At 66.6% G+C, this 12499-nt stretch carries 14 protein-coding genes; 4 read left to right on the top strand and 10 right to left on the bottom strand.

Features of this window, described 5'->3' with window-relative positions; translation table 11 throughout:
- Positions 1–16: 16 nt before the first annotated feature.
- Positions 17–442: a hypothetical protein gene (locus tag ACQGNJ_RS03030; RefSeq protein WP_426687755.1), complete on the top strand. Its 426-nt coding sequence runs from the start codon at positions 17–19 to the stop codon at positions 440–442.
- A 55-nt stretch (positions 443–497) separates the two neighbouring features.
- Here the strand turns inward: ACQGNJ_RS03030 and ACQGNJ_RS03025 are convergent, their stop codons facing one another.
- From ACQGNJ_RS03025 to ACQGNJ_RS02995, 7 genes are all read right to left on the bottom strand, one after another.
- Complete coding sequence (locus ACQGNJ_RS03025; RefSeq protein ID WP_426687754.1) at positions 498–1181, bottom strand: RES family NAD+ phosphorylase; 684 nt, start codon at positions 1179–1181, stop codon at positions 498–500.
- Between the two features lie 204 nt (positions 1182–1385).
- Entirely contained in the window at positions 1386–1778 is a 393-nt protein-coding gene (locus ACQGNJ_RS03020; protein WP_426687753.1) for an MbcA/ParS/Xre antitoxin family protein, read from the bottom strand.
- A 76-nt stretch (positions 1779–1854) separates the two neighbouring features.
- Positions 1855–3684 (bottom strand): DUF885 domain-containing protein, encoded by a 1830-nt coding sequence (locus ACQGNJ_RS03015; protein WP_426687805.1) that lies wholly within the window; start codon positions 3682–3684, stop codon positions 1855–1857.
- Between the two features lie 112 nt (positions 3685–3796).
- A complete protein-coding gene (locus tag ACQGNJ_RS03010; RefSeq protein WP_426687752.1) occupies positions 3797–4501 on the bottom strand; it encodes a helix-turn-helix transcriptional regulator in 705 nt (234 codons plus the stop codon).
- 60 nt (positions 4502–4561) lie between these two features.
- Positions 4562–5191, bottom strand: coding sequence for a glutathione S-transferase family protein (locus tag ACQGNJ_RS03005; RefSeq protein ID WP_426687751.1), 630 nt, complete (start codon positions 5189–5191; stop codon positions 4562–4564).
- The gene (locus ACQGNJ_RS03000; protein ID WP_426687750.1) at positions 5191–5376 is read right to left on the bottom strand and encodes a hypothetical protein; all 186 of its coding nucleotides are present in this window, start codon (positions 5374–5376) and stop codon (positions 5191–5193) included. Before ACQGNJ_RS03000 ends, ACQGNJ_RS03005 begins: the two co-directional genes overlap by 1 nt.
- Positions 5377–5386: 10 nt before the next feature.
- Positions 5387–5995: a DJ-1/PfpI family protein gene (locus tag ACQGNJ_RS02995; protein WP_426687749.1), complete on the bottom strand. Its 609-nt coding sequence runs from the start codon at positions 5993–5995 to the stop codon at positions 5387–5389.
- 154 nt (positions 5996–6149) lie between these two features.
- Here ACQGNJ_RS02995 and ACQGNJ_RS02990 point away from each other — a divergent pair, with 154 nt between their 5' ends.
- The 3 genes from ACQGNJ_RS02990 to ACQGNJ_RS02980 all read left to right on the top strand — a co-directional run bounded on the left by ACQGNJ_RS02990 (position 6150) and on the right by ACQGNJ_RS02980 (position 10358).
- Positions 6150–7166, top strand: coding sequence for a class 1 fructose-bisphosphatase (locus ACQGNJ_RS02990; protein ID WP_426687748.1), 1017 nt, complete (start codon positions 6150–6152; stop codon positions 7164–7166).
- A 148-nt stretch (positions 7167–7314) separates the two neighbouring features.
- Complete coding sequence (locus ACQGNJ_RS02985) at positions 7315–8217, top strand: patatin-like phospholipase family protein (RefSeq protein ID WP_426687747.1); 903 nt, start codon at positions 7315–7317, stop codon at positions 8215–8217.
- Between the two features lie 83 nt (positions 8218–8300).
- Positions 8301–10358: a S9 family peptidase gene (locus ACQGNJ_RS02980; protein ID WP_426687746.1), complete on the top strand. Its 2058-nt coding sequence runs from the start codon at positions 8301–8303 to the stop codon at positions 10356–10358.
- Between the two features lie 73 nt (positions 10359–10431).
- Here the strand turns inward: ACQGNJ_RS02980 and ACQGNJ_RS02975 are convergent, their stop codons facing one another.
- From ACQGNJ_RS02975 to ACQGNJ_RS02965, 3 genes are all read right to left on the bottom strand, one after another.
- Positions 10432–10611 carry a hypothetical protein gene (locus ACQGNJ_RS02975; protein ID WP_426687745.1) on the bottom strand — a complete coding sequence of 60 codons (180 nt, stop codon included), beginning with the start codon at positions 10609–10611 and terminating at the stop codon, positions 10432–10434.
- A gap of 118 nt (positions 10612–10729) precedes the next feature.
- Positions 10730–11068, bottom strand: a complete 339-nt coding sequence (locus ACQGNJ_RS02970) for a PRC-barrel domain-containing protein (RefSeq protein WP_426687744.1) — start codon at positions 11066–11068, stop codon at positions 10730–10732.
- 167 nt (positions 11069–11235) lie between these two features.
- A complete protein-coding gene (locus ACQGNJ_RS02965) occupies positions 11236–12351 on the bottom strand; it encodes a PA0069 family radical SAM protein (protein WP_426687743.1) in 1116 nt (371 codons plus the stop codon).
- Positions 12352–12499 lie beyond the last annotated feature (148 nt).

Raw genomic sequence — 12499 nt, 5'->3', positions numbered from 1 at the left:
GCTCCCGTCTGGCGTCGTGGCGCGTGGCTGGCGTCTGGTTCTTGCGATCGTGGTGGTGGCGCTGACGTGCCTCGCGTTTTCGGGGGTCTCCACCGATCGGCAGCTTTCGGCTGTTTCGAAAGCGCAAAGCCTGCGCGGCACGTTCCAGCGACGGGTCAGCGACGATTCGATCTACGCCTTCGATATCGATGGAATGGCGCAGACGTTCCGCTGCACTTTTTGCAGCTTCCATTTCCGGAACGTGGCCAAGGGCGAGAAAATGACGCTGCACGTCCATCGGCAACGCATTCTGGCAATTGAACGCGACAACGGCGAAGGCTGGAGCGAGGAGACCGCAGAACCGAGACGCCGACGCCGGCTGGCAACCTGGCTGGGGTTGCTGGGCCTGCTCGGCTTGTCGGTGGCGATCTGGAAGTGCCGGCAGCCCGGCACGCCATCGTAACCACCACTGGCTCTCTGCTGGCCCTATCCGTCGACAGCACGCCTTCGTAGCGGCGTTATCGCTTCCATTCATTCACTTCAAGCACCTGGGCAATGCGCTTGCCGTCCCAGCGATAGACCAGGTGTCCGGCCTGCACGCAGGGCGCAACCACATCCGGGAAGAACGCGGCGATGCATTCGCCGCCGGCATGCCGGGCACTGTCGAAGACGACGCCGGGTGAGTCGATGGCGCGCAGCCTGCGCGCCAATGCAAGGCTGGCCACGTAACTGTCTGGCGCCTGTTCCGCCAGCCAGCCGCTGCGCAGGTCGTGCAGCCTGCTGTCCAGGCTGGTGCCATAGCAGCGCATCTGCACCTCGCACGGCGGTTCACGGGTTGCGGCCAGGAATTGCTCGCGGTGATACACGGTTTCCTCCACCGCGGTGGCGATGCTGTGCGCGGCATAGAACACGCCCCAGCTGCCGTCGGAGAAACGGCTGCCTTCCGGATTCAGATGGGTGAACGCAGCCATCACCGGGGTCGAACCCGGGCCGCTGATGCGATGTTCCTTCGGCACCAGCTTCAGGGCGCCGGCCTCCTCGCGCAGGCGCGGGTTGGTCAGCGCCTCGATCGCGAATACCGCGTCGAGGTCGGCCGGGTCGGCGATGCGATCGTACACGCCGACCGGTGGAAAGCGGCTCGGCACGATACGGTAGGCGTGGGCCCAGCGGACGCGTTTGAGAGGTGGCAGTTCAGGCAGCATCGGAATTCCGTGATTCTGCAAGGCGAGCTCCCTCCCTTGCTCGCAGGGTAGTGGGGTTGCTCTCGATTTGAGAGCAGGAGCTTTACCCCCTCCCAACCTCCCCCTGCGACCGAAGGAAGTCCCTTGAGGGGCAAGCAGGGGGAGGAGCACAGCGTGCCGGATCGAGGATGTTGCCCAAACGACGTATCACCCGTTGCGACCGCTTCACCCGCGCTGCGCATCCAGATACTGGCGTACCACATAGAGATCGGCGACGTTGCCCGACAACATGCGTTGCAGCGCGGAGTGGCCGCCGAACGACGCCGCGGCATTCGGCTTGTGCAGCCACGCGTCGGCCTGCGCCGGGTCGGGGAACAGGATCTGCAGCGACTTCCAGATGCCGAGCAGGTAACTGATCCGCTCGATCGTGTCGCGGCCTGGTGCGCCTTCCTGCTGGCGCTTCCACTTGTAGAACGTCGATTCCGGCGGGTCACCGAGCAGTTTGCGCTGGTCGGCGATGCGCAGCTTCCACTGCTCGGCGAGACGGAAGAAGGCGCGCAGCGCCGGGCCACCGAGCTCGCCGGCCGGAGCGGTTTCAGGCAGCGTATGGGCCAGCATGCGAAACTCTCCTGATGAAGTTGAAATTCAATTTACTCTGCAGGAGAAGTATGGTCAATGATGGATCACGCTGCTTTCAGGGGCTTGTCGAGGTGGCCTTGTCGCGTTTCGCGCAATCGCAACCGTAGTCCGGCTCCGGACCGCCGTCGGCGATGAAGCGGTCGATGCGCTGTCGCAGTACCGGCAGCGGCACCGAGCCGGTGGACAGCACGGTGTCGTGGAAGTGGCGGATGTCGAACTTCGCTCCCAGTGCTTTTTCCGCCTTCGCCCGCAGCGCGCGAATCTTCAGGTAGCCCAGTTCGTAGGACAGCGCCTGGCCCGGCCAGCTGATGTAGCGGTCGACCTCATTGGCGATCTCGCGGTCGGACAACGCGGTGTTGACGGTGAGGTAGTCGATCGCCTGCTGCCGGCTCCAGCCCAGGTGGTGGATGCCGGTGTCGACCACCAGCCGGCAAGCCCGCCACATCTGGTAGGTGAGATAGCCGAAGCGCTGGTAGGGCGTGCGGTAGATGCCCATCTCGTTGCCGAGATACTCGGAGTACAGACCCCAGCCCTCGCCGTAAGCGGAGATGTAGCTGTTGCGGCGGAATGCCGGCAGGTCGTGTTGCTCGGTCGCCAGTTCCAGCTGCAGCGCATGACCCGGATAGGATTCATGCAGGGTCAGCGCCGGCATGTTGTACAGCGGTCGCGATGCCAGGTCGTAGGTGTTGACCAGATAGACGTCCGGCCCGCCGCGACCGGAGGTGTAGTAAGGCGCAATATCGGCCGGCACCGGCTGGATGGTGAAGCGCTGCCGCGGCAGATGGCCGAAGTAGCGCGCCATCTGGCCATCCACTTCCTTGGCCACCCAGGCGCTGCGCATCAGCAGCTCCTCGGGGGTTTTCGCGTAGAACTGCGGGTCGCTGCGCAGGAACTGCAGGAACTCGGCGAAGCTGCCCTTGAACGCGGTGTCCTTGATCACCTCGAGCATCTGCGCGTGGATCTGCGCCACCTGATCCAGACCGATCTGGTGGATCTGGTCGGGGCCGAGGTCGAGTGTGGTGTACTCGCGGATCTGCTGGCGATAGAACGCCTTGCCATCCGGCAGCGCCTCGGCCGCCAGCGTCTTGCGCGCCTGCGGCAGGTATTCGGTGCGGAAGAATGCAAGCAGCTTCGCGTAGGCCGGAATCACCTCGTCGCGAATGCCCTGCAAGGCCCGGCCCTGCAGCGCCTGTGCCTGATCCGCGGGGATCGACGCCGGCAATCGGGTAAACGGCAGGTAGAAGCTGCTCGTGGTCGGATCCTTCAGTTCGGCCACCGCGGCAATCGACACGTCGCGCCCATCCAGCACCGCGCGCGGCACGCTGAAGCCACGCTTGAGCCCGAGCCGCATGTTGGCGATCTGCTGCTCGAAGTAGGCGGGAACCTGGTCGAGCCGATCGAGATACTGCTCGTAGTCGCGCTTCGTGCGCAGCTGATCGCCACCCAGCTCATAGCCGAGGTCGGACCAGAACGCGGAGTCGCTGTTGAACGGCATCTGCCAGTTCCCGAACTTCTGGTCGGCGATGAAATTGCCGATCTGTGCGCGGTAGATCGCGTAGTTGACCTGGTTGGCCGGCGACAACTGCGCCACCTCGATGCCGTCGAGCCGCTTCATCACGCCCTGCCAATAGGCAAGTCGAGCTTGCTGGCTGGCCGCGTCGACCTGATCGAGGCGACCGCTGTCGGGCATGGACTCGCCCGACGCACTGATCCCGGCCTGGCCGGTACGCCAGGCCCACTCGCTGCGATAGATGTCGCTGAAGCGCGTGTCGGCAGTAGCGTCCGCGCTGATCGTCCCGCCGACACTCGATGGTGCGGCCTGCGCCCGCACCGACAGCGGCGCGCCGGCACAGGCCAGCGTCAAGGCGACCAGACTGGCCGGCATCAGGGATTTTTTCACGCGGATTCCTTGTGGCGGGATGACGTCATCATTCATCACCCGAAGTGATGCTGATGCCTATCCTCGCCGCCATGCCGCGTCATGGCAACGGCGCCGGTCAGCCGATATCCAGTTCGCCGACGCCAACCGCACGCAGGTAGGCGGCCAGATTGCGCTGGGCCGTTTCCGGAAAGACCTCGCCGCTCGGCGCCGATACGGCGATCCGGTCCGGGCGAAAATTGCGGAAGTCACCGCGCATCCGGCACCACGCACCGAGCGTCCACTTGCCGCCCCAGAACGACAGGCACAGTGGCTCGATCTCGCGCGTGCTGGCGTTGCCGCCCTCGTCGCGATAGTCCATCCGCAGCACCTGGCTGCCGACGATCGCCGCGTGCAGCTGGTCGAGCAGGACGGCGAAATCGTCGCGATACTGGTCGCGCCAGACCGGCGCGAAGATGCGTGTGCGGCTGGCGCGCTCGCGCAGTTCCGGCGGCAGCACCGCTTCGATCTTCATCAGCGCCGTCTGCGCGCTCTCGGCCAGGCGGGTGCCGGCAAACGCGCGCACGAAACGCGAACCGACCACCAGCGCCTCCAGTTCATTCGCGTTGAACATCAGCGGCGGGATGTCCGCGCCCTTGCGCAACACGTAGCCGACACCCGCCTCGCCCTCGATCGGCACGCCGGACAATTGCAGGTCGGCCACATCCCGGTAGACCGTGCGCAAGGACACGCCCAGGGTCTGCGCCAGCGAGCGCGCCTGCAGCGCGGTCCGCCGGCCGCGCAGCGCGTGGATGATGAGAAACAGGCGATCGGCTCGACGCATCCGCGCATCATCGCCGAGAGTGGCGAGGGCGAACAGCGTCGAACGTCACGGCTCATCGCATCACACGGTTTGCGCGGCCAGCAACGCGGCATCCATCGCCGCGGCGCGCTGCAGCGCCGGGCGCGCCAGCACGCGATCGATATAGGCGCGGATCACCGGCAGCTCGGGCACCAGCTTGAACATGGTGGTCCAGTTCAGTGCGGTGCCCCACAACACGTCGGCGGCGCTGAAGCGGTCACCGAGCAGATACGGGCCTTTTTCCAGCTGGTCGACCAGGGTCTTCAGCATGGTGTCGTAGTCGCCGTAACCGCAGGTAGACGGCGGCGCCGGCTCGCGCTGCATCGACTTGTCGGTCACCGCCGGCTCGAAGCAGGAGCCGTAGAACACCAGCCAGCGCAGGTACGGCCCGCGCTGCGGATCGCCGATCGGCGGGGCCAGGCCGGCCTCCGGATACAGATCAGCGAGGTAGATGAAGATCGCCGGCTGCTCGGTGATCAGCGCCTCGCCATGGCGGATCGCCGGCACCTTGCCCATCGGATTGATCGCCAGATAGTCCGGCTGGCGCTGCTGGCGGTCCTTCAGGTTGAGCAGGTGCAGTTCGTAGTCCGCGCCCAGCTCTTCGAGCAGGGCGCGGGTGCCGGCGGAGCGGCTTTGCGGCGAATGGAAAAAGCTGACGTGGGCTGGGGTCATCACTTGCTCCGCTGGTGGAAGACGATCTGGATCAATGCGGCAAACAGGGTACGTTGGCGCACCCCGTGGCTGCCACTCGGCTGCGCCGGGTCCGTCTTCGGCAGATGGAATTGCCCGTCCAGCAGCAACCCATGCAGATACAGCGGACGGTAGCCCATCAGGGTGCGCTGCAGGAGCTTGTTCATGCTTGCTTCCTCATGCGGCCATGGCTTCGCCGACGCACCAGGGCGGCAGCTGCGCATGCTTGAACAGGCGATACCAGTGCTCGCGATCACTGGGGCTGTACAGGTCGAGCGTGTGGATCACCTCGCGGGCGAACTCCACGCTGCCCAGGTGGCTGGCGCTGATGATGCCGCCGTCGCTGACCGCCAGCACCCCGGCGTCGTATTGCTCCGCACCCGAATACGCCGGCACCTGCGCGCCGAGCTGTCCCGGCCAGTTGCCGGTATGGCGGCAACCGTCGAGCAGGCCGGCGCGGGCCAGCGCCAGCACGCCACTGTCGATCCCGGCGACCACCGCCCCTGCGCCATGCAACCGGCGCATCGCCGTCACCGCCGGTTCGCCCTCGCCGCGCTGCCACAGGTGGCCGCCGGGCACGATCAGCATGGCTGCGCGCTGGTCGTCAAGGTCGGCCAGCGACAACTCGGGCTGCACGGTGAGGCCGCCCATCGAGACGACCGGTGCCGTCGAGAAGCCCACCGTCTGCACCTGCCAGTCGCCCGGGCGACGGATCTCGCACAGGGCCAGCGCCGCCTGCCAATCGGCAAAGCCTTCAAACACCAGGAAATAAACCGTATCGCGCATGTCTTGTCCCTCCGCCTTGGAGGACCAGCTTGCCCGCCTGCTGCTGCCAACGTGCTGTCAGTAGCAGGGCAGCGCGATGACAACCGGCCGCGTCGGGCTGGCACTGTTCAGGTGGAGCCGGGACAATACGCGTTCCTTCTGCCACGGACCCGACATGAAGCCCATCTCGCTGATCCAGTTCCTGATCGAGGAACGCCGCGCCGGCCACATCAACGCCGAACTTTCGCTGCTGATCGAGGTAGTCGCACGCGCCTGCAAGCGCATCGCGGTGGCCACCGGCAAGGGCGCGCTCGGTGGCGTGCTGGGCGAAGCCGGCACTGGCAACATCCAGGGCGAGGCGCAGAAGAAGCTGGACGTGATCTCCAACGAGATCCTGCTGGAAGCGAACGCCTGGGGTGGCCACCTGGCCGCCTGCGCGTCGGAGGAGATGGAACACCCGCAGCAGATTCCGGACGGCTACCCGAAAGGTCACCACCTGCTGCTGTTCGATCCGCTGGACGGCTCCTCCAACATCGACGTGAACATCTCGGTCGGCACGATCTTCTCGGTGCTGCGCTGCCCGGACGGCGTGACCGAGGCGACCGCCGAACATTTCATGCAGCCCGGCACCACCCAGCTGGCCGCCGGCTACGTGGTTTACGGCCCGGCCACCGTGCTGGTGCTGACCTTCGGCCACGGCACCCACGAGTTCACGCTCGATCGCGAGGTCGGCAGTTTCGTGCTCAGCCGGCGCGGTATCCGCATTCCCGCGCAGGCCGCCGAGTTCGCCATCAACATGTCCAACCAGCGTCACTGGCAGGCACCGATGCAGCGTTACATCGGCGAGCTGCTGGCCGGCAAGGAAGGCCCGCGCGGCAAGGACTTCAACATGCGCTGGGTCGCCTCGATGGTGGCCGACGTGCATCGCATCGTGACCCGCGGCGGCGTGTTCTATTACCCGCTGGACGCGAAGATCGCGCCGCAGGGAGGCAAGCTGCGACTGATGTACGAGGCCAATCCGATGGCCTTCATCGTCGAGCAGGCCGGCGGCGCGGCCAGCACCGGCCGCGAGCGCATCATGGACGTCCAGCCGACCGGCTTGCACCAGCGCGTGCCGGTGTTCCTTGGCTCGAAGGAGGAGGTCGAACTGGCCGCGCGTTATCACCAGGAAGCGGACGCCGCGCAGGGCTGACGGGCTCCCTCCCCTGCTTGCAGGGGAGGGTTGGGGTGGGGTTCGCTGTTCGCCCCAGCCAAGATCAAAAGCTTCACTCCCTCCCTGCCTCCCCCTGCTTTGCAGGGGGAGGAGCCACATCAGAACCTTCTCCTTGATACCAACCTCCATGTCCTTCCGCTACCTGCTGCCACTGCTCGCCACGCTCCTGCTGGGTGCCTGCACGCATGTCAGCAAGCCCGTGCCGCCGCCGCTTGCGCAGCCAACACCTGCGCGGCTGAAAATCGGCCTCGCGCTCGGTGGCGGCGCGGCCAAGGGTTTCGCGCATATCGGCGTGATCAAGATGCTGGAGGCCAGTGGCATCCACCCGGACGTGGTGGCCGGCACCAGTGCCGGCAGCGTGGTCGGCGCGCTGTATGCCAGCGGCATGGATGCATTCGCGCTGCAGCAGACCGCGTTCGGTCTGGACGAGGCGAAGATCCGCGACGTGCGCATGTTCTCCGGCGGGCTGGTGCAGGGCCAGGCCTTGCAGGATTACGTCAACCAGCTGGTGCACAAGCAGCCGATCGAGCAATTGAAGATGCCGTTTGCCGCCGTCGCCACCGAACTGGAAACGGGCAACCGCACGGTGTTCATGCGTGGCAATACCGGCCGCGCGGTGCGCGCGTCGTCGAGCATTCCCGGCGTGTTCGAGCCGGTCGAGATCCACGGCAAGCACTATGTCGATGGCGGCGTGGTCAGTCCGATCCCGGTTGACGCGGCGCGCCAGCTCGGCGCCGATTTCGTGATCGCGGTGGACATCTCCGCGGCGCCCGACGGCAGCAACCCGCAGGACATGATGGGCATCGTCGGCCAGTCGATCGACATCATGAGCCGACAGCTGGCGGCGCAGGAGAGCGCGCGCGCCGACGTGGTGATCCGGCCCGACCTGCGCGGCATCGGCGCAACGGCGTTCGAGCAGAAGGACCTGGCGATCCTGGCCGGTGAGAAGGCCGCGCTGGCCGCGATCCCGGCGATCCGCCGCAAGCTCGCCGCGCTGGCGGCTGCACGCCAGGCCGCCGCCACGCCCTGATTCACGCCGTCATGCCATCAAGCACTTGGCACGGGTGACGCCCGGCTTGTAGCGTGCAGCTTCCCCTTGCCCGGAAGCCCCCCATGCTGACCCGTCCGCTGCTGACCGCACCCTTCCTGTTGTTCGCCATGGCACTGGCGACCAACGCGCACGCCGACGCGCCGCAGATCGACCCCCGCATCGAGCAGGTGCTGACCGCGCTGGGCAAGGCCCGATCGATCCAGGCTGTGGCGCTGTCGCCGGACGGCAGGCAGCTGGCCTGGGTGATCGAGCGTGACGGCAAGCCGGCGATCGAGGTGGCCGATGCCGATGGCCGCCATGCGCACCCGGTCAGCGCGGCGAGCAAGCCGGGCAGTTGCGCCGAATCGGGTATTGCCTGGGCGCCTGACTCACGCCGGCTCGCCTTCATCGCCAACTGCAGCGTCGACCTCACCAGCACCAAGGCGATGCAGAACGCGGTGTACCTGGCCGACGGCGGCGGCAAGTCCGCCCCCAGGCGCCTGGCGGAACTGCCGGGCTACGTGCGCGCCCTGCAGTGGACCGATGACGGCAAGTCGCTCGGCTTCCTCTACGTCGCCGGCGCCACCCGGCGCGCCAGTGCCACCGCCGCCGCCAAGCCGGCGTCCGGCGAGATCGGCGTGACCGGCGTGGAAGTCCAGCGCGTGGCCAGCCTCGACGTGGCCAGCGGCGCGCTGCACGAACTGACCCCCGCCAACCTGTACGCCTATGAATTCGACTGGTCGCCGGATGGTTCGCGGATCGCCTACACCGCTGCCCTGCCACCGGGCGACAACAACTGGTGGATCGCCAAACTCTATGTGCAGAACGCGCTGCCGGGTGCGGCGGCCAGCGTGCTGGTCGATGCCTCCAGCGCGGCCAGCGGCTCCTTGCGCGGACTGCAGATCGCGCTGCCGCGCTGGTCGCCGGATGCTTCGCGAATTGCCTTCATCGGCGGCCTGATGAGCGACCAGGGCGCCACCGGTGGCGACATCTACGCGGTACCCGCCGCGGGCGGCATGCCGACCAACCTCACCGCGGGTATCCATGTCACGCCATCCTGGCTGCGCTGGAGCGGAACGCAGTCGATGCTGGTCAGCCAGGTCAGCAACGGCCAGAGCCAGCTCGCGGATTATGCGGTGTCCGCCGCGAATGCCCGGCAGACATCGGTGTACTTCACCCTGCCCGCCAGCATCGGTGACGGCAGTGCCTCGATGGCAGTCTCGCTGTCCGGCGATCTGGCACGCGTCGCCTTCCTGCAGAGCTCCTACGCGGCCGCCACCGAAGTGCGTGCCGGTTCGCTCGACCACACCCCGCCACCGGCGGTGACCTCGTTCAACGCCGGGCTCAAGCCGGCGTGGGGCAAGGCCGAGTCGGTGGAATGGAGCAACGAGGGTTTCCACGTGCAGGGCTGGTTGCTGTACCCGGCCCACTACGATCCGAAGAAGACCTACCCGATGGTCGTGGTGGTGCACGGCGGTCCGTCGAGCGCGGTGATTCCGCGCTGGCCGGGGGTGGGTTACGGCGCGGCGCCGCTGTCCGCGCTGGACTACTTCGTGTTCCAGCCGAACCCGCGTGGCAGCTTCGGCCAGGGTGAGAAATACGTGCAGGCCAACCGCAAGGACTTTGGCTACGGCGACCTGCGCGACATCCTCGCCGGCGTCGACGCGGTGGAGAAGAAGGTACCGGTGGACGACCAGCGGCTGGGCCTCACCGGCTGGAGCTACGGCGGCTTCATGAGCATGTTCGCGCCGACCCAGACCCAGCGCTTCCGCGCCGTGGTGGCCGGCGCCGGCATCTCGAACTGGCAGAGCTATTACGGCCAGAACCTGATCGACCAGTGGATGCCGCCGTTCTTCGGCGCCACCGTGTACGACGATCCGGCGGTATATGCGAAGAGCTCGGCGATCAACTTCATCAAGCAGGTGAAGACGCCAATGCTGATCGTGGTCGGCGATCGCGACGCCGAATGCCCGGCGCCGCAATCGTTCGAGATGTGGCACGCGCTGCGCGCGCAGAACGTGCCGACCTCGCTGGTGGTGTATCCGAACGAGGGACACCACTTCGTCGATCCGGTGCATCAGCGCGATGTCTTGCAACGCGCGCTGGCCTGGTTCGGCAAATACCTGCCCGCCACGCCCTGAGCGGATCGATGCAAGGGATACAAGAAGAGCGGGCCTTCCGGTCCGCTCTTTGCGCATCACCGTCCAGCGTACTTCAGCTTTCGGGCGGATCCTTGCTGCGGGTCTTGGTGACCGCGCCGAGGATGCCGGCGCCGACCAGCACCACCGCACCACCGATGATCCACTGGTTGGGCACGTGCATCAGCACGGCGATATAGACCAGGCCGCCGATGACGACGATCAGGCCGATCAGGTAGAGCGCGAATGAGGACATCGGTGAGACTCCTGGCAAGTCGTCGCGGCGGGAAGACGCCTCGGCGAAGGTACGCATTGCAGCTGATCGGCCCTCATCGGCGCGTGAAGAGCTGGCGCCGAGCGGCGCCAGCATCAGCTCAGCGGTAGTAGCCGCGCAGTTGGTCGGCAAACGCCGGCTCGGCGAAATTCGGCCAGTGGTCCTTGTCGAAACCCGGAGCGTCCTTCAGCCGGTCCTTGCTGACATTCAGGATCAGGCACTTGTTGTCGCCGTCCACGGCCAGTGACTCCCACGGCACGGCGAACAGCTTGTCGCCCATGCCCAGGATGCCGCCGAACGAGAGCACGGCGTAGGCCACCTTGCCGGTCGAGGTGTCGATCATGAGGTCCTTGAGGTTGCCCAGCGAATCGCCCTGGGGGTTGTTGATGGCGTCGCCGGAAAGCGTGGAAGCGGAAAGGAAGCGCGGTGCAGTAGTCATGCAATCTCCTGGGGGAAGCCCACGGTCCTTGTCGATGGCCGCGGGGTTGGGGGTGCCGACAGCGTGCGGGCTCCGCCGTGAACCTGCGGTCCGTGCATCCAGCTGGCGGCTCCACGCCGAGTTAACGGGTGGGCGTGCACGCCGCATGCGGAGGTCGCTTGCTGAACTCAGAACAACTCGCCCTGCGGTGATGGTCTGCGTGGCGGCACGAAACGCGCGGTATCCAGGACGAGTTCGCGCGCGCGGGCGAAGCCGTGTTTGCGACAGGCGATTTCAAAGCGGCGGCGCAGCAGGTCGGCGAACACACCGGAACCGCGCATGCGGGTGGCGAAGTTGCTGTCGTAATCGCGTCCACCATTCATCTGCTGGACCAGGCTCATCACGTGGTCGGCGCGCTGCGGCGCGTGCAGGACAAGCCACTCGCGGAACAGCTGCTTCAGTTCGTGCGGCAGGCGCAATGTGGTGTAGCCCGCGCAGCTGGCGCCGGCGTCGGCGGCCTGCGCCATCACCGCTTCCATGTCGCGGTCGTTCAATGCGGGGATGATCGGCGCCACCAGCACGCCCACCGGCACGCCCGCGTCGGCCAGCGTACGGATCGTCTCGATCCGCCGGTGCGGCGCGCTGGCGCGCGGTTCGAGTTTAGCGGCGAGCTGGTTGTCCAGCGAATTCACCGAAACGAACACCTGCACCAACTGCTCGCGCGCCATCGGCAGCAGGATGTCGAGGTCGCGTTCGACCATCGCGTTCTTGGTGACGATGGTGCATGGGTGATGGCATTCGGCCAGCAGCTCCAGCGCGGCGCGGGTCAGTCGCCAGCGCTTCTCGACCGGCTGATAGGGATCAGTGTTGCTGCCGATGTTGATCGGACTGACTTTGTAGCCGGGCTTGGCCAGCTCGGCGCGCAGCACCTCGGCGAAATTGCCCTTGGCGCGCAGCTTCGTCTCGAAGTCCAGCCCCGGTGACAGGTTGAGGTAGCTGTGCGACGGACGCGCGAAGCAATAGATGCAGCCATGCTCGCAGCCCCGGTAGGGATTGATCGCCTGGTCGAACGCGATGTCCGGCGAGTCGTTGCGGCTGATCACGCTGCGCGCGCGTTCCTCGGTGACTTCGGTGCGCGGGCGTGGCGCGTGCTCGTCGAGCAGGGCGCTTTGCCAGCCGTCGTCCTCGGCCTGATGACGGATGCTTTCGAAGCGGCCCTCGGGATTGGAGGCCGCGCCGCGTCCCTTGTGCGGACGAAGGACGAGTGATGATTCGGGTGCGTCGGGTGCGGGCGGGAAGTTCATCCGCACAGTGTCGCGCCATGGAATCTCAGTCGTGGCGACACCGCAGCCAGGGTGTGACGCCGCGCGCTCCCGAGGTGCACCGGCGGCGCTATGATCTGCCCGTCCGTCGCTTCGGGGCGACGCTCATTCCACTTGCGGGGTCGTGCCC

Origin of the sequence: Rhodanobacter ginsengiterrae (assembly GCF_050026815.1) — a bacterium.
Classification (GTDB): domain Bacteria; phylum Pseudomonadota; class Gammaproteobacteria; order Xanthomonadales; family Rhodanobacteraceae; genus Rhodanobacter; species Rhodanobacter ginsengiterrae.
This window is presented reverse-complemented; position numbering and strand designations above follow the sequence as displayed.